This is a genomic window from Paraburkholderia sartisoli (assembly GCF_900107685.1).
In the GTDB taxonomy this organism is placed as follows: domain Bacteria; phylum Pseudomonadota; class Gammaproteobacteria; order Burkholderiales; family Burkholderiaceae; genus Paraburkholderia; species Paraburkholderia sartisoli.
On sequence record NZ_FNRQ01000008.1, the window covers coordinates 219,771 to 236,981 of the forward strand.

General features: G+C 64.2%; 15 protein-coding genes. All 15 read right to left on the bottom strand.

Annotated elements, in window-relative coordinates:
• Nucleotides 1–51: 51 nt before the first annotated feature.
• Nucleotides 52–1,242, bottom strand: coding sequence for an O-succinylhomoserine sulfhydrylase (locus tag BLV45_RS22625; RefSeq protein WP_090536732.1), 1,191 nt, complete (start codon nucleotides 1,240–1,242; stop codon nucleotides 52–54).
• Between the two features lie 285 nt (nucleotides 1,243–1,527).
• The gene (gene purF, locus BLV45_RS22630) at nucleotides 1,528–3,075 is read right to left on the bottom strand and encodes an amidophosphoribosyltransferase (RefSeq protein WP_090536734.1); all 1,548 of its coding nucleotides are present in this window, start codon (nucleotides 3,073–3,075) and stop codon (nucleotides 1,528–1,530) included.
• Nucleotides 3,076–3,188: 113 nt separating this feature from the next.
• Complete coding sequence (locus BLV45_RS22635) at nucleotides 3,189–3,683, bottom strand: CvpA family protein (protein WP_090536736.1); 495 nt, start codon at nucleotides 3,681–3,683, stop codon at nucleotides 3,189–3,191.
• 7 nt (nucleotides 3,684–3,690) lie between these two features.
• Nucleotides 3,691–4,590: an SPOR domain-containing protein gene (locus BLV45_RS22640; protein ID WP_090536738.1), complete on the bottom strand. Its 900-nt coding sequence runs from the start codon at nucleotides 4,588–4,590 to the stop codon at nucleotides 3,691–3,693.
• A 28-nt stretch (nucleotides 4,591–4,618) separates the two neighbouring features.
• Nucleotides 4,619–5,929: a bifunctional tetrahydrofolate synthase/dihydrofolate synthase gene (gene folC / locus BLV45_RS22645; protein ID WP_090536740.1), complete on the bottom strand. Its 1,311-nt coding sequence runs from the start codon at nucleotides 5,927–5,929 to the stop codon at nucleotides 4,619–4,621.
• A 148-nt stretch (nucleotides 5,930–6,077) separates the two neighbouring features.
• Nucleotides 6,078–6,950 carry an acetyl-CoA carboxylase, carboxyltransferase subunit beta gene (accD, locus tag BLV45_RS22650; RefSeq protein ID WP_090536742.1) on the bottom strand — a complete coding sequence of 291 codons (873 nt, stop codon included), beginning with the start codon at nucleotides 6,948–6,950 and terminating at the stop codon, nucleotides 6,078–6,080.
• A gap of 81 nt (nucleotides 6,951–7,031) precedes the next feature.
• Nucleotides 7,032–7,847: a tryptophan synthase subunit alpha gene (trpA, locus tag BLV45_RS22655; protein ID WP_090536746.1), complete on the bottom strand. Its 816-nt coding sequence runs from the start codon at nucleotides 7,845–7,847 to the stop codon at nucleotides 7,032–7,034.
• A 71-nt stretch (nucleotides 7,848–7,918) separates the two neighbouring features.
• On the bottom strand, nucleotides 7,919–8,854 hold the full coding sequence (locus tag BLV45_RS22660; RefSeq protein WP_090536748.1) for a DNA-methyltransferase: 936 nt from the start codon (nucleotides 8,852–8,854) through the stop codon (nucleotides 7,919–7,921).
• Between the two features lie 11 nt (nucleotides 8,855–8,865).
• Nucleotides 8,866–10,059: a tryptophan synthase subunit beta gene (gene trpB / locus BLV45_RS22665; RefSeq protein WP_090536750.1), complete on the bottom strand. Its 1,194-nt coding sequence runs from the start codon at nucleotides 10,057–10,059 to the stop codon at nucleotides 8,866–8,868.
• A gap of 59 nt (nucleotides 10,060–10,118) precedes the next feature.
• A complete protein-coding gene (locus BLV45_RS22670; protein WP_245753477.1) occupies nucleotides 10,119–10,856 on the bottom strand; it encodes a phosphoribosylanthranilate isomerase in 738 nt (245 codons plus the stop codon).
• Nucleotides 10,835–11,641, bottom strand: a complete 807-nt coding sequence (truA, locus tag BLV45_RS22675) for a tRNA pseudouridine(38-40) synthase TruA (protein WP_090536755.1) — start codon at nucleotides 11,639–11,641, stop codon at nucleotides 10,835–10,837. The genes BLV45_RS22670 and truA overlap by 22 nt, the downstream gene beginning before the upstream one ends.
• Complete coding sequence (locus BLV45_RS22680) at nucleotides 11,641–13,707, bottom strand: FimV/HubP family polar landmark protein (RefSeq protein WP_245753479.1); 2,067 nt, start codon at nucleotides 13,705–13,707, stop codon at nucleotides 11,641–11,643. Before BLV45_RS22680 ends, truA begins: the two co-directional genes overlap by 1 nt.
• Before the next feature lie 188 nt (nucleotides 13,708–13,895).
• Nucleotides 13,896–15,017: an aspartate-semialdehyde dehydrogenase gene (asd, locus tag BLV45_RS22685; protein WP_090536759.1), complete on the bottom strand. Its 1,122-nt coding sequence runs from the start codon at nucleotides 15,015–15,017 to the stop codon at nucleotides 13,896–13,898.
• Between the two features lie 360 nt (nucleotides 15,018–15,377).
• The gene (gene leuB / locus BLV45_RS22695) at nucleotides 15,378–16,445 is read right to left on the bottom strand and encodes a 3-isopropylmalate dehydrogenase (protein WP_090536762.1); all 1,068 of its coding nucleotides are present in this window, start codon (nucleotides 16,443–16,445) and stop codon (nucleotides 15,378–15,380) included.
• An 88-nt stretch (nucleotides 16,446–16,533) separates the two neighbouring features.
• Entirely contained in the window at nucleotides 16,534–17,187 is a 654-nt protein-coding gene (leuD, locus tag BLV45_RS22700) for a 3-isopropylmalate dehydratase small subunit (protein ID WP_090536764.1), read from the bottom strand.
• Nucleotides 17,188–17,211 lie beyond the last annotated feature (24 nt).

Below are 17,211 nucleotides of genomic sequence, written 5' to 3' on the forward strand. Positions count from 1 at the left end.
GCCAGCGCGTGAGCAAAGCCCACGAAGCGCCAACGCTCCGTTTCATACAATTTAAACAGCCAGCCCGCGCGCCAGATCCGCTCGAATGTCGTCCGGGCTTTCGAGGCCGACAGCGAGGCGGATCAGTCCTTCCGTGATGCCCGCCGCCGCCCGCGCTTCCGGCGTCACGCGGCCATGCGTGGTCGTCGCCGGATGCGTGATCGTGGTGCGCGTATCGCCGAGGTTGCCGGTGATCGAGCAGATCTTCGTGTTGTCGATTACACGCCAGGCATTCGCCTGCATCGCTTCGGGGGAATCGCCCTTCAGCTCGAACGACACAATCGCGCCGCCCGCCTTCTGCTGGCGTTTCGCGATCGCATATTGCGGGTGCGATTCGAGGCCCGGATAGAACACGCGGTTCACCGCCGGATGCGCCTCGAGCCAGCGTGCGATTTCAAGCGCGTTCGCCGACTGCTTTTCCACCCGCAGCGACAGCGTTTCCATGCCCTTCAGCAGCACCCAGGCGTTGAACGCCGACAGCGTCGGGCCCGTGCTGCGCACGAACGGAAACACCTTTTCCATGATGAACTGCTTCGAGCCGACGAGCGCGCCGCCCAGCACCCGCCCCTGACCATCGAGGAACTTGGTCGCCGAATGCATGACAACGTCGGCGCCCAGCTTCAGCGGCTGCTGCAACGCCGGGCTGCAGAAACAGTTGTCGACCACGAACAGCGCGTTCACCGATTTCGCGATCTTGCTGATCGCTTCGATATCGGCAACCTCCGTGAGCGGATTCGACGGCGTTTCGAGGAAGAACATCTTTGTCTCGGGACGCACTGCGTTTTTCCACGCGTCGAGATCGTTCGGATCGACGAAGGTCGTCGTGATGCCGAACTTGCTGAAGATCTGCGAGAACATGCCGAGCGTCGAGCCGAACAGGCTCTGCGAACTGACAAGGTGATCGCCCGCCTGCAACGCCGACATCACCACCGACATGATCGCGCTCATGCCCGATGCGGTGGCCATGCATGCCTCGCCGCCTTCGAGCGCGGCCAGACGGTCCTGGAACATCGACACAGTCGGGTTCGTGAAGCGCGAGTACGTGTAATAGTCTTCGGAATGCTTGAAGCGGTCGGCGGCTTCGGCGGCGCTCGAAAAGCAGAAGCTCGACGTGAGGAAGATCGCTTCCGAATGTTCGTTGAATTCGCTGCGCACGGAGCCCGAGCGCACGGCGAGGGTGTCGAAGTTGAGGGAGTTGTCCATGTTCTTTCTGTTTCCGTTTTCCTGAGCTGGTGTCCGTACACGCACGAAACCGGTCACGCGTGTGCGGACGGCAGCGACAAAAAAGCCCGCTTTGCGTCGGCATAAGCGGGCTTCATGTGCGGGGGAAAGCTGGAGCGTCGATGGCGTAGTGCTGTTTCACCACCGTTCGCTTTAGCTGTTTTGGGTTGCCCCGCGTCCGCAAGCTGAGTTCAAATCGACGCAAGCCGCCATCCTAACACGCGCGGCGCGTACCGTGCATCCGGCAATCGCGCCACGCATGCAGCCTTACTCGACCGACAGTTGCAGGTGCAATTGCGAACGCGCAGTGCCGCCGTCGATCGCTTCGCTCGCCGCATCCCGGTCCGATTGCGCGGAAGGCGCAAGACGGGCCATCTCGATGCGATCGAGGTACTCGGTCGTGACATCGCCGGTGATGTAGTTGCCGTCGAAGCACGACGCCTCGAACTCCTTCAGCGCCGGGTTGATATCGCGAACCGCCTGCTTCAGCGCGTCAACGTCCTGATAAACGAGATGGTCAGCGCCGATCATGCGCGCCACTTCTTCATCGGTGCGGCCATGGGCGACGAGCTCGCCGCGCGTCGGCATATCGATGCCGTACACGTTCGGGAACTTCACTGGCGGCGCCGCCGAAGCGAAGATCACCTTGTTCGCGCCCGCATCGCGCGCCATCTGCACGATTTCGTGCGACGTCGTGCCACGCACGATCGAATCGTCGACGATCAGCACGTTCTTGCCCTTGAACTCGATACCCATCGCGTTCAGCTTCTGGCGCACCGACTTCTTGCGCACCGCCTGGCCTGGCATGATGAACGTACGGCCAACGTAACGGTTCTTGAAGAACCCTTCGCGATATTCGACGCCCAGCTTCTTCGCGACCTGCATCGCCGCCGGGCGCGACGAATCGGGAATCGGCATCACGACGTCGATGGGAACGTCAGGCAGTTCGCGCCGGATCTTCTCGGCGAGGTAATCGCCCATGCGCAGACGCACGTTGTACACCGGCACGCCGTCGAGCACGGAGTCCGGACGCGCCAGATACACCAGTTCGAAAATGCACGGGTTCAGGCTCGGGGCCGTCGCGCATTGCTGCGCGTGGAAGTTGCCTTCGAGGTCGATGAAGACCGCTTCGCCCGGCTCGATGTCGCGCACGAATTCGAAGCCGATACCCTCGATCGCCACCGATTCCGACGCGAGGATCCAGTCGACGCCTTCCGGCGTTTCCTGCTTGCCGAGACACAGCGGACGGATGCCGAACGGGTCGCGGAACGCGAGCAGGCCGTAACCGGCGATCAGCGAAACAATCGCATACGACCCGCGCACCCGGCGATGCACGCCCGACACCGCCTTGAAGAGCGCGGCCGGATCGAGTTGCAGGCCCGAGCTCGACAGCTGAAGCTCGTGCGCGAGCACGTTCAGCATCACTTCGGTGTCGGAATTGGTGTTGATGTGGCGGCGATCGACGCGGAACATCTCGTCTTTCAGCTGCTGCCAGTTGGTCAGATTGCCGTTGTGGGCAAGGATGATGCCGAACGGTGCGTTCACGTAGAACGGCTGGGCTTCCTCTTCGCTCGACGCCGAACCGGCCGTCGGGTAACGCACCTGGCCGATGCCGGTGGTGCCCGGCAGGCTGCGCATGTTGCGCGTGCGGAACACGTCGCGCACCATGCCGTTGGCCTTGTGCATGTGGAAGTTGCTGCCGTTCGCCGTCGCGATGCCGGCGGCGTCCTGACCGCGATGCTGCAGGAGCAGCAGGCTGTCATAGATCAGCTGGTTGACCGGGGATTGAGAAACTACGCCTACGATGCCGCACATGGCATGTCCTTCAAAGGTACAAAATTCGTAACGGCCGGGACCGGTGCCGCGAGGGCAGCCGGACCATGCCGGGGTGCTGCAGGCTTTCCGTGACGCCTGCCCTGCGTTGAACGTCACACACGGACGTAGGCAGCGAGTGTCTCGGGAAGCAGCGGTTTCAGTTCCTGCACACCTTTCTCGGCGTAGGGCCGCAGCAAGGCGTGTTGCCAGAATTCCTGCCGGGGCAGTTCGGTCAGTCCCGCGAGCGCGACCAGAATCAGCACCAGAACGACCCCGCGCACGAGGCCGAACATCAAACCCAGCGACCGGTCGACGCCGGAAAGGCCAGTCGCCTGCACCAGCCGGGTGAGCAGCGCGTTCGCGACGCCTGCCACCAGCACCACACCGATCACGATCACCGCGAAGGCGATCAGCCACTGGGTCAGCGGGCCGCCCGGCCACGTAGCCGGGACATACGGCACGACATAGCCGACGAAGCGGCAAGCAACCAGAAACGCGGCAATCCAGCCAATCAGCCCGAATACTTCGGACAAAAACCCGCGCCACGTACCGCGTAGCGCCGACAGGCCGATGACCGCCATTACAGCGTAGTCGAAGGCGGTGAACATTGGCGGCTTACTGTGCAGCGCCGTTGTTCGCGCCCGACGTCAGGCCCGCTTCACGCACCTTCGCGATCGCCGCCGATGCCGCCGTCCGGTCCGCGAACGGGCCGGCGCGCAGCAACGTGCGCATCGAACCGTCGGATTGCTTCCGACGCTCGGTATATGCGGGTACACCCGCCGCTTTCAACTTCGTTGCCCAGCTGTGTGCGCTCGCGTCGTCCGGAAACGAGCCGAGCTGCACGGCGAAACGATTGCCTGGCGGCGCGGCCGGCGTGCCCGAATCGGCGTCTGCCGCAGCGGCGGTCACCGTGGTCTGCGCAGGTTTCGTCGAGGGTTTTGTCTGAGGCGCCGGGTTTGCCGCGACAGCCGGTGCCTGCGGCTTTACCGGCTTCGCTGCGGCGATTGTGTTCGGGTTCGCGGAGTTTGCGGGGTTTGCGTTCGCACCTGGCGTGGCGGCCTGTTTTGTGGCCGGTGTGGCCGGCGCCTTCGCAGCGGTATCCGTTTTCGGTTCGGCCAGGGCCGTGCCCGAGGCGGCGAGCGCCGTATCAACCGATGGGTTGTCCGGCGCGACACCTGCCTGCGTGTCTTCGGTGCTCGCGTGGGTCTTCGACGCAGGGCGGGCGGGAATGTCGATCGAAATGTCGTCGGTGACGGGCTTCGGGTGCGAATCGAGCACCATCGGCAACACGACGACGGCGGCCACCACCAGCGCGATCGCGCCTACCAGCCGGCGCCGGGCACGCTGTTTCTCGGGAAGTGTAGGGTCGAGCAGCATCGCATCCGCGTCGCTGGAGCGCTCCGTGCGGCGGGTCCGCCGCTCCACCCGCTCGCCACGGGTGGCCCTGCTTGAACTGGAGTTTGCGCCACGCCGGGTGGGCGCGTCGTCTTTCTTACCGAACGAGAAAATTCCCATGAATGGCCTGGTTCGAGGCTGCGCGCGTTCAGTGTTGCTGCGATTTACGGTAGGCCATCACACCCGCCACCGTATAGAAGCTGCCGAAAACCACGATTCTACCATTGTCAGGCACGCGTTTTAGTGCGTCCTGAAAAGCTTCCGCGGGCGATCCGAAGCGTTGCACGCTGCTGTCCGGCCCGTCTGCGACACCCGCTTCGCGCAATGCCGCCTCCAGCTGGACGGCGGTGGCGCCGCGCGGCGTCGGCAGGTCGGTCACGCACCAGTGGTCGATCTCGCCCTTCAGGTGCTGCAGGATGCCGGCGATGTCCTTGTCGCGCATCGAGCCAAATACCGCGTAGGTGTACGGAAAATAGCCCATATTGCCGATATTTTGCGCCAGCACCGCCGCCGCATGCGGATTGTGGCCCACGTCCAGCACGACCGCCGGCAGCCCCGGCAGCACCTGAAAACGGCCCGGCAGTTCGACGTTGGCGAGCCCGAGGCGGATGTCCTGCGCGGAAACTGGCAGACGGTCGCGTAGCGCTTCGAGCCCGGCGAGCGCCGCCGACGTGTTGATCAGCTGGTTCGCGCCACGCAGCGCCGGATACGCAAGCGCCGAGCGCCGCATCGTCCGGCCGACGTAGCTCCACTGCTGGCGCTCGCTGCCCGCCTGCCCTTCGTAGCGGAAGTCACGGCCAAAGAGCCACAGGTCGGCGCCGATTTTTTCGGCGTGATCGATCAGCGTTTGCGGCGGGACCGGATCGGCGCAGATCGCAGGCTTGCCCGCGCGGAAGATGCCGGCCTTCTCGAACGCGATCTTTTCGCGCGTATCGCCGAGGTAATCGGTGTGATCGATGTCGATACTCGTGATGATCGCGCAATCGGTATCGAGAATATTGACCGCGTCCAGCCGGCCGCCCAGGCCGACTTCGAAGATCACCACGTCCAGCCCGCGCGACGCGAACAGATGCATGATCGCCAGCGTCGTGAATTCGAAGTAGGTCAGCGAGACGGGCTCGGGCAAGCTCCTGCGCGCCTGCTCCACGGCGTGGAAGTGCGGCAGCAGTTCGGCATCGGTGGCGTCCTGGCCGTTCACGCGCGCGCGTTCGTTGAACGTCAGCAGATGCGGCGACGTGTGGCAACCGACGCTATACCCCGCGCGCAGCAGGATCGACTCGAGGATCGCGCACGTCGAGCCCTTGCCGTTGGTGCCACCGACGGTGATCACCGGACAGGCGAACGAGAGTTGCAGCGCGTCGCGCACCTGGTTGATGCGGGCGAGACCCATGTCGATGCCGACAGGATGCGCGGATTCAAGATGCGTGAGCCACGCGTCCAGGGTCGAAAATGAGGTCATCGGTTGCAACCGGGCAAGACAGGTTAACCAGCGAGGCCAACATTATCCCGGAAACGACAGCGCGCCGCTCGATTGCTCTCGCGGCGCGCTTCTTTTTTACATTTGCCGCGCATCGCCGCTATCGGGCGGGAGGCGCGTCGTGGCCGGATCAGGCGACGGCGTCAGCCGGCTGGCGCGTGAGCAGCGCCATCAGCTGCGCGATTTCCTCGCGCAGCTTGCGACGGTCGATGATCATGTCGACCGCGCCCTTCGTCAGCAGGAATTCGGCGCGCTGGAAGCCTTCCGGCAGCTTTTCGCGCACGGTCTGCTCGATCACGCGCGGGCCGGCGAAGCCGATCAGCGCCTTCGGTTCGGCGATCACGACGTCGCCAAGGAACGCGAAGCTCGCCGACACGCCACCCATCGTCGGGTCGGTCAGCACGGAGATGAACGGGAGCCGGGCGTCGGACAGCTTCGTGAGCATGGCCGTGGTTTTGGCCATCTGCATCAGCGAAAGCAGGCTTTCCTGCATCCGCGCGCCGCCCGAGGCGGTGAAGCAGATGAACGGCACCTGCTGCTCGAGCGCGTTCTGTGCGCCGCGCGCGAAGCGCTCGCCGACCACCGAGCCCATCGAGCCGCCCATGAACGAGAACTCGAAGCACGCGACCACGACCGGCAGCGTATGGATCGCGCCGCCCATGACGACCATCGCATCGGTTTCGTCGGTGTCTTCCATCGCCTCTTTCAGGCGGTCCGGGTATTTGCGGCTGTCCTTGAACTTGAGCGCATCGACCGGCAGGATTTCCTGGCCAATTTCGTAACGGCCTTCCGGATCGAGCAAACCGTCGAGCCGCTCGCGCGCGCCGATGCGCATGTGATGGTCGCACTTCGGGCAAACGTGCAGATTCGCCTCGACGTCGTTGCGATACAGCACTGCTTCGCACGACGGGCACTTGATCCACAGTCCTTCCGGAATCCCCTTGCGGCTTTTCGGATCGGTTTGCTTGATTTTCGGCGGCAGCAGCTTGTCGAGCCAGCTCATGTTGTATCCCTCAAAGGTCTTCTTCTATGGGCGAAGCGGCGGGACGAACCCGCCGCCTTGCCAGAGACGACAAAATTAGTGTTATCGCGCGGCCGTGCCAATGCTGTCGATCGCCTGGCGCACTTCCGCGATGAAACGCGTCAGCGTGCCGGCGGCGGCTTCAGGCGAGGCCTGCTGTAGCAACTGGACGATCCGGCTGCCGATCACGACGGCATCGGAGACTTCGGCCACGGCACGGGCCGTATCGGCGTCCCGGATGCCAAAACCGACGCCCACCGGCAGGGGAACGCGCGACTTGATGGCCGGGATTTTACCCGCGATGCTGGAAACGTCCAGATTTGCCGCTCCGGTGACCCCTTTGAGCGACACATAATAGACGTAGCCGCTCGCGATCTTGCCGACTTCCGCGATGCGCTCGTCGGTCGACGTCGGTGCCAGCAGAAAGATCGGATCGACGCCTGCAGCACGCATTTTTCCGGCGAACGCCACCGATTCTTCCGGCGGGTAATCGACGACCAGCACGCCATCGACGCCCGCTTCTTTCGCGGCGGCCGCGAAGGCGTCGGCGCCCATGCGCTCGATCGGATTCGCATAGCCCATCAGCACGACGGGCGTCCTGTCGTCTTTCTCACGGAAGCGTTTGACGTCGGCGAGCACCGTGCGCAGCGAAACGCCTTTGGCCAGCGCGCGCTCCGACGAAGCCTGGATCACCGGGCCATCGGCCATCGGATCGGAAAACGGCACGCCAAGCTCGATGACGTCCGCGCCGCCGGCGGCAAGCGCATGCATGAATTCGACGGTGCGGGCGGGGTCGGGATCGCCTGCCGTCATGAACGGAATCAGGCCTTTCTTGCCCTGTTCGGCCAGTGCCGCGAATGTGTTCTTGATACGGGACATGGAAATTTTCTCGGAAAATCGTTAACTGCGCGCCAATAACGCGTGATGTGTACGCGGATCGCGTGGCCGTTTCAGTTCGACCCGGCCGCGGCGGCGGACACAGCGGGCGCGTCAGGCGCACGCATCGCCACCGGCGAGACCGCGCTGACGCGTTCACGCGCTATCGCGCAGTAACTTTCATTGATCTCATAGCCGACGAATTCGCGCCGCTGACGGGCGCAGGCGACTGCGGTGGTGCCGCTGCCCATGAACGGGTCGAGTACACGCCCGCCCGGTGGACAACTTGCGAGCACCATCCGCTCGACGATTTCCAGAGGCTTCTGGGTCGGATGATCGACGCGCTCGGCGTGCTGCCGATGCAACCGCGATACCGACCAGACGTCCTTCGGATTATAGCCAAGCTCCAGCCACTTGCTCCCTTCGAACAACTTGCGCGAACGCGCCTTCTTCGTGACAGCATCGTACGGGATACGGACGGGATCGAGATCGAAGTAATAATCCTTCGACACCGCGAAAAAACCGATGTTGTCATGCACTGACGTAAAGCGGCGCGTCGTGCCGCCCATGCTGGGCACGCGCCGGTCCCAGACGATTTCGTTGACCATCGTGAGGCGTGACTTCAGGAAAACGAAGATTTCCGGCGCATATTGCCAGGTGCAGAAGATGTACAGCGAACCGGACGGCTTCAGCTTCGGAATTGCCAGATCCAGCCATTCGCGCGTCCAGGCGAGAAAATCCTCGCCGGAACGCATGTCCGAATCGTTGCCGTAGTCCTTGCCGAGCCCGTACGGTGGATCGGCCAGAATCAGGTCGATCGAGCCGTCGGGCAGGTTCGCTGCATCGGTCAGAAAATCGCGGTTCAAGAGTTCAATGCCCTTCGGCGCCGCTGGCACGTGAGGCATCGCGGCCGGAGTGCCGGTCACGCCGGCCGCCGCTTCGGCCACGTCGGCCGCGCGGGCTTCGATGGTCGGTTGCGGCTCGTCGAACTCGTCGAACTCGTCGCGCATCGTCGGGGCGCTCAGAACGTGATACCCGATCGCTCGGCGACCGTGTGCATGTCCTTGTCGCCACGACCCGACAGGTTGACCAGAAGGTATTTGTCCTTCGGCAACGTCGGCGCGAGTTTCGCCGCGTAGGCGAGCGCATGGCTCGACTCCAGCGCGGGAATGATGCCTTCGATCCGGCAGCAGTCGTGGAACGCCTTCAGCGCTTCTTCGTCGGTGATGCCGACGTACTGCGCGCGGCCGCTGTCCTTCAGCCAGGCGTGCTCGGGACCGACGCCCGGATAATCGAGACCCGCGGAAATCGAATGCGTCTCGATGATCTGGCCATTTTCGTCCTGCAGCAGGTACGTGCGATTGCCGTGCAGCACGCCGGGGCTGCCGCCGATCAGCGACGCCGCATGACGGCCCGTGTCGATACCGTCGCCCGCGGCTTCAACGCCGATCAACTGCACGGATGTGTCGTCGATATACGGGTAAAAGATGCCCATCGCGTTCGAACCGCCACCGACGCACGCAATCACCGCGTCCGGCTGGCGACCGACCAGTTCGGGCATCTGTACCTTGCATTCGTCGCCGATCACGCGCTGGAAGTCGCGCACCATCATCGGATACGGGTGCGGACCCGCGACCGTGCCAATGATGTAGAACGTGTTTTCAACGTTCGTGACCCAGTCGCGCATCGCTTCATTGAGCGCGTCTTTCAGCGTGCGCGAGCCCGATTCGACGGGCACGACGGTCGCGCCGAGCAGCTTCATCCGGTAGACGTTGGCGGCCTGACGGCGCACGTCTTCCGAGCCCATGTACACGACGCATTCCATGCCGAAGCGCGCGGCGATCGTCGCCGTCGCCACGCCGTGCTGGCCGGCGCCGGTTTCCGCGATCACGCGCGGCTTGCCCATGCGCCTGGCAAGCAGCGCCTGGCCGATCACGTTGTTCACCTTGTGGGCGCCCGTGTGGTTCAGGTCTTCGCGCTTCAGGAACACCTGCGCGCCGCCGAGCATTTCGCTCCAGCGCCGTGCGTGGTAAATCGGGGAAGGACGGCCCACGAAATACTTTAATTCGCGCTCATATTCGGCGATAAAGTCGGGATCTTGCTGGTATTTCTCGTATGCCGCGCGCAGTTCATCCAGTGCATGAACCAGCGTCTCGGCGACGAACACGCCGCCATACTGGCCGAAATGGCCTCTTTCATCGGGCAAGTTGTACATTGCGTCACTCTTCTCAGAATGGCCCGCCACGGGCTCCGGGAGCCGCGGCGCTGCCTGAATCACCGGGCGTCCGCTTCGCGCACCGCGCGTACGAACGCCGCCATCCGGGCGTGATCTTTCACGCCCTTCGCGCCCGGTACTTCGATGCCGCTCGAGACATCGACCGCGTACGGGCGCACGCGATGAATCGCATCACTGACGTTTTGCGCGTTCAACCCACCACTCAAAACGGCCCGACGCGCGAGCTCTGGAGGAATAAGTGACCAATCGAAAACCTGTCCGCCGCCACCATAACCGTCGACGAGGGCGTCGAGCAGAATGGCGCTGGCTGCTGAATAGTTAAGCGCCGATTTTACCAAATCGGCTCGCTGAGTATCGGCCCCGATGCGCAGTGCGCGCAACCAAGGCAAACCCGCAATGTTCGCGAGCGAGTCGCACTCGTCAGGCGTTTCGTCGCCGTGGAACTGGAGCATCGTCAGCGGCACGTTCGCGGTCACTTCGCGCATCCATTCCGGCGACGCGTTCACGAACAGTCCCACCACCGAAACGAACGGCGGTATGTCCCGGGTGAGCTCGACAGCCTGCGCGACGCTCACCGAACGCGGGCTGGCCGGATAGAACACGAGCCCGATCGCGTCCGCGCCGAGATCGATCGCGTGCGCGATGTGCCCCAGCGTCGACAGGCCACACAGCTTGATGCGCGTGCGATGGATTCGATGCTCTGGCGTGGTGTCCGCGGCTTGCGCCGGGTGGGCCAGGTCGTTCGGGAGAGTTGTCATGGTTCGGGTTGCGTCCATACGGTGCTCCACGGCACGCTGCCTGCGTGCGCGGCCGGCACCGCGAAGACCTCAGGATAGCCGACCTGCGCGAGATAGAGGCCGTCGGGCATGAAGGTCGGCGCCGCGTTACCGCGGTTGCGGCTCGCCAGCACGTCGGCCAGCCAGCTTGCCGGATGACGTCCACGCCCCACCGCGACGAGGCATCCCATCAGGTTGCGCACCATGTGGTGCAGGAACGCGTTGGCGCGGAAGCGGAAGTGAATGAAGTCACCCTGCTGGCGTACGTCGATCTGATACAGATGCTTGACGGGTGTTTTCGCCTGACACTCGGACGAGCGGAACGCCGAAAAGTCATGTTCGCCGATCAGGCAGGCCGCCGCGGCCCGCATGGCGTCGACGTCGAGCGGCGTGTGGATCCAGCCGGCCCGGCCGGTCAGCATCGGCGAGCGGACCGGGTGGACGTAGAGCACGTAGTAATACGTCCGTTCGAAGGCCGAGAAACGGGCGTGGAACGTCTCCGGCATCGCCTGAGCCCATTGCACGGCGACGGTCTTCGGCAGGAATGCGTTCGTGCCGCGCACCCACGAGAACGGTGTGCGATCGAGTTCCGTATCGAAGTGGGCAACCTGTCCGAGCCCGTGTACGCCGGTGTCGGTGCGGCCGGCCACGACCGTCTGCAACGGCGTCTGCGCGAATTCCCGCAACGCGCGCTCGAGTTCGTCCTGCACGGTTTTGCCGTGCGGCTGGGACTGCCAGCCGCAAAAGGCCGCGCCGTCGTACTCGATGCCCAGAGCAATGCGCATTACGAAAGCGGCGCGAGCGTCGAGAGAAGCGCGCGCGCTTCGTTGCGGGTCGCGGCATCGTTGGACTCGATCACTTCGTTGACCAGCGTCCGCGCACCCGACAGGTCGCCGAGTTCGATGTACTCCGCCGCGAGTTCGAGCTTGTTGCGCGCGATTTTCGCGAGGTCTTCGGGCGTGAAGGCAGGCAGGGACTGCGCGGGGCTCGGCGGCAGTTCGAGGTCGAAATCGAGCTTCAGCGCGCCGAACGGCATTGCGCCAAGGCCCGCGACGGCGGCCGGGCCAGCGGTACCCGTGCCGATTTCGTCGGCGGCATGCGGTGCCGCGGGCGGCTGGGCAACAGCCTGGCGGGCGGTGACTTCGGGTTCGACGACGGGTTGGCTCGCCGCCGGCGGGAAACCATCCAGCGTCATTTCGCCGAACGGCGCGGGTGACTCCGTGCGCGGCGGCAGCGCCATGTCGAGCGCGCCAAGCGCCGCGACGGCCTCACGCGGGAATTCTGTAGCGTGCGGCGGGGGTTCGACAGAGGCCGACTGCGCGTGTGCGTCTTCATCGAGCGCGTGAGCGGATGCCTGGCCGTCCGCGTGCAGGTTGTGATCGGTGTGCTGGACGGGCGCGTCGTGATGCACGTCAGGGGCAACGTAGGCGTCGGTCGCCCCGGCTTGCGGCAACGGTTCGGGTGCAGTGGCTTGCGCCGGTTCTGTGTGCGTGGTGGGCGTTAACGGTTCCGCTGGCTCGGGCGGCAGGTCGGCATGGGTGGTTTCTGCTGCCTTCACCGCTTGATCTTGCGTGCCTGCGCCGACGTATCGCGCACCTTCGTCTTCTTCGGGTTCATGCGCCGCGGGATCGATCTGCTCCATCGGCAGCGCCCCAGCACCCAGTTCAGCCGCAGCGGCGAGACTCGCCCCACCCGGCGCGCTTTCAGGCGTGCCGGGCTGGACCGGCGGGAACGCCTGAGCCTGTACGTCATCGCTCGCGAGCGGTGCAGCAGGCAACGCGGTTTTTGCAACCGCATCCGCGCTGCCGGCATCCGCTGCCGGACGGCGCCGCCGGCGCACGGTCAAACTCAGGATCAACGCAATCACCGCCGCGACGGCGGCTGCGATCCCCGCCATCACGCCCGGCGACAACCCTGCCGCCCCCGTGCCCGCATTGCCCGCCACAACGGTCGAACCAACCGTCGCGCCGCTACCCGGCGCGACACCCGCGCTGGCCTGCGGCGTGGAGGCCGACGACACAGCCGCAGCGCTGCCCACTTGCGGCGTCTTCCCTACCGGCACGATGCCGTGCTTTTGCAACTCCATCAGCACCCGGCTCTTCAACGCGAGCAATTGCTGGAGACTCGACACCGATGTCCGCGCCTGCGATCCGGCCTCCGGTGCAGCATCAGTCGCCGCCGCGGACGCAGTCGCGGCAGACGCACCGCCCGCCTGGATCGACCCGGTCCATACATGCGGCGTGCCGCTGGCTGTCTGCGCCACCGGCTGCGAAACCGGTGCAGCCGCTTCTACCGGCTGCGAAGCGCCGGACGTTGCCGCTACCGCCGCGGATGAAGCCGCCGGCGCACTCGCACCCGCCACGGCGCTCGCGTTATTCGGGGTCACACTCGCCGTGGTATTCGCCGATGCATTCGCCGCAGCCGGCACGCTGGCCTCGACCGCAGGTGCAGCGGGTGCCGACGCAGCCGGCGCAGCGGCAGACGCCGCGCCCGAAGCGGAAGCCGCGGCCGAGCCCGCCACTGGCGCACTGGCAGCCACGCCGAGCGAATCCAGCGACGGCACGTTCAGCACCGCGCCCTGCCGCATACGGCTCGGATCGTGTCCCATGAACGCGTTCGGATTGGCATCGAAGATCGCCTTCGACGCACGCGCGAGCGCCGCACGATCGTGCGACTGCGTCAGCGCGATCGCGATGTCGTTCAGCGACTGTCCCGGACGCACCGTGTACTGCGCATCCGATTCGACGACAGCCGGCGCACTCGCCGCATCGGCTGTCGCCGCGTGCGCGAAGCCCACGCCGGTTCCACTCAATGCAAATGCGAAAACCACAGCGGCCGCCAGACGGTCCATGCGAACACGGGAAACCAAAGCGGCGGGAAGGGCATGAAATCGAACGGTCATCGGGAGCTCTGGCGCGGCATGGCGCTCGCCATGTTCAAGGTTGGATGGTGACAGGAATTCGGAACACACAATGAAAAAAGCGCCGCGCAAGCGCGACGCTTTCTGAATGTCTACGCGTCGTGATCGCGTAGTTTACTTCACTTGTCGAGCAGGATGCGAAGCATCCGACGCAGCGGTTCCGCCGCGCCCCACAGCAACTGGTCGCCGACCGTGAATGCCGACAGATATTCGCCACCCATCGCTAGCTTGCGCAGACGGCCGACCGGCACCGTCAGCGTGCCCGTGACCACGGCCGGCGACAGATCGCGCATCGACGCTTCACGCTCGTTCGGCACCACCTTGACCCAGTCGTTGCCCGACGCGAGGATGCTGTTCACTTCGTCGAGCGGCACGTCTTTCTTCAGCTTGATCGTCAGCGCCTGCGAGTGGCAGCGCATGGCGCCGATGCGCACGCACAGGCCGTCGACCGGAATCGAGCCGGCTTCGCCCATGGCCGGCTTGCCCAGAATCTTGTTGGTTTCCGCGCCGCCCTTCCACTCTTCCTTCGACATGCCGTTGCCGAGATCCTTGTCGATCCACGGAATCAGCGAACCCGCGAGCGGCACGCCGAACTGGCTGGTCGGCATGCGGTCGCTGTTCATCGCTTCCAGCACGCGGCGGTCGATGTCGAGAATCGCCGACAACGGGTCCGCGAGGTCTTCTTTCGCCGCGCCGTACAGCGTGCCCATCTGTTGCAGCAGTTCGCGCATGTTCTGCGCGCCCGCGCCCGATGCGGCCTGATACGTCATGGCCGTCATCCAGTCGATGAGGTTTTCGCGGAACAGGCCGCCGAGCGCCATCAGCATCAGGCTGACCGTGCAGTTGCCGCCGATGAAGTTCTTCTGGCCCTTGACCAGCGCGTTCTTGATCACGTCGAGGTTGACCGGATCGAGAACGATGACCGCGTCATCCTTCATGCGCAGCGACGAAGCCGCGTCGATCCAGTAGCCGTTCCAGCCCGCCGCGCGCAGCTTCGGGAACACGTCGTTCGTGTAGTCGCCGCCCTGGCAGGAGATGATGGCGTCGCACTTCTTCAGGTCGTCGATGCTCGACGCGTCTTTGAGCTTCGTCTCGTTTCTGGCGAACGACGGCGCGTTGCCGCCCGCATTGCTGGTGCTGAAAAACACCGGTTCGATGAGATCGAAATCGCCTTCCTGCTGCATGCGCTGCATCAGGACGCTGCCGACCATACCGCGCCAACCTGTGAGACCTACGTTCATGACTTCATACCCTTCGAGTGGAGGCTTCCCCGCAACTTTGCCCGCAGTGACCGCGCGGGGAAGACGGGCGGGCACAACGGACGATCAGCGCTTCGTAATCGCTTTCGTGAGCGTTTTCGGGGTAATCGTTTTGATGAGCGTTTTGATAATGGCGAACTCAACCGCACGGGCCGTTTTGCCGTGAAGGTTTGCAATCGAGGAGATTTGAGGAAACTTCGCCATCACATGAATATACACGAAAATCGCAATCTGGCGGCCGTATGGCCGCAATTCCTGCCTTTTTGACGGGCTAACGGGCCAGTTTGCGCCCGTTAGCCGTTTTACTGCGCTGTACTACGCGATGCCACGCTGCCAGTGCGCTTACAGCGCGGCCAGCACCGCATCGCCCATCGCGGCCGTGCCGACCTGCTTGCAACCCGGCGTGAGAATGTCGCCGGTGCGATAACCCTGCTCCAGCACTTTCTTCACCGCGCTTTCGATGCGGTCCGCCTGCTCCACCTTGTTCAGCGAATAACGCAGCATCATCGCGGCCGAGAGGATCGTCGCGAGCGGATTCGCCACGCCCTTGCCGGCGATATCAGGCGCCGAGCCATGCGACGGCTCGTACAGACCCTTGTTGTTTTTATCAAGCGAAGCCGACGGCAGCATGCCGATCGAGCCCGTCAGCATGGCCGCTTCGTCGGAAAGGATGTCGCCGAACATGTTGCCGGTGACGATCACGTCGAACGACTTCGGCGCCTTCACGAGCTGCATCGCGGCGTTGTCGACGTACATGTGCGACAGCTCGACGTCGGCGTATTCCTTCGACACGTCGATCATCACGTCCTTCCAGAACTGCGATGTTTCGAGCACGTTGGCTTTATCCACCGAGGTCAGCTTCCTGCCGCGCTTTTGCGCGGCCTGGAACGCGACGTGCGCGATACGGCGCACTTCCGGTTCCGAATAACGCATCGTGTCGAAGCCTTCCTTTGTGCCGGCGAACGGACCGTCCGGCGCCTCGCGCACGCCGCGCGGCGTGCCGAAGTAGATGTCGCCGTTCAGTTCGCGCACGATCAGGATGTCGAGGCCCGAAACGATTTCTTCCTTCAGCGAAGATGCGCCGGTCAGTTGCGGATAGCAGATCGCCGGACGGAAGTTCGCGAACAGCTGAAGGTGCTTGCGCAGGCCCAGAATGGCCTGCTCCGGACGCAGCGCGCGTTCGAGCGAGTCGTACTTCCAGTCGCCGACGGCGCCAAACAGGATCGCGTCAGCGGCTTTCGCGAGCGCGAGCGTCGATTCCGGCAGCGGATGACCCTGTGCCTCGTAACCCGCGCCGCCCACTGGCGCTTCTTCGAGTTCGAACTTTTCGCCGAGTGCGTTCAGCACCTTGACGGCTTCCTTGACGATTTCCGGACCAATGCCGTCGCCCGGCAACACTGCAATCTTCATGCGGATTCCTTGCTTTGTTCGTGAGTGCGCCGACGCGCCCGGCCGGTCGTTCGACCGGTCGGGCACGCCAGCCAGATGCCCGGGGCGTCTAGCCGACGATGCGGTGATTGAGCCACGGCTGCTTCGTGAGCCGTTCGGCTTCGTACTGGCGGATCAGATCCGAGTGACGCAGCGTGAGCCCGATATCGTCGAAGCCGTTCAGCAGGCAGTACTTGCGAAAGCCCGCGACTTCGAACGGATAGGCAGCCGTGCCGTCCGACGTGCGCACGAGTTGCGCTTCGAGATCGATCGTCAGCTTGAAGCCGTTGAACGCGTACGTTTCGCTGAACAGATGATCCACCTGCTGCTCCGTCAGCACGATCGGCAGCAGACCGTTCTTGAAGCAGTTGTTGTAGAAGATATCGGCGAAGCTCGGCGCGATGATCGCGCGGAAGCCGTACTGCTGCAACGCCCACGGCGCGTGTTCACGCGAGCTGCCGCAGCCGAAGTTTTCACGCGTCAGCAGCACCGATGCGCCCTGATAACGCGCCTGGTTCAGCACGAAATCGGGGTTCAGCGGACGCTTCGAGTTGTCCTGACCCGGCTCGCCGTGATCGAGATAACGCCATTCGTCGAATGCGTTCGGACCGAAGCCGCTGCGCTTGATCGACTTCAGGAACTGCTTCGGAATGATCGCGTCGGTATCGACGTTCGCCCGGTCGAGCGGCGCCACGACGCCGGTGTGTACAGTGAATTTATCCATGACGCTTGCGCCTGTTCAAAAGCG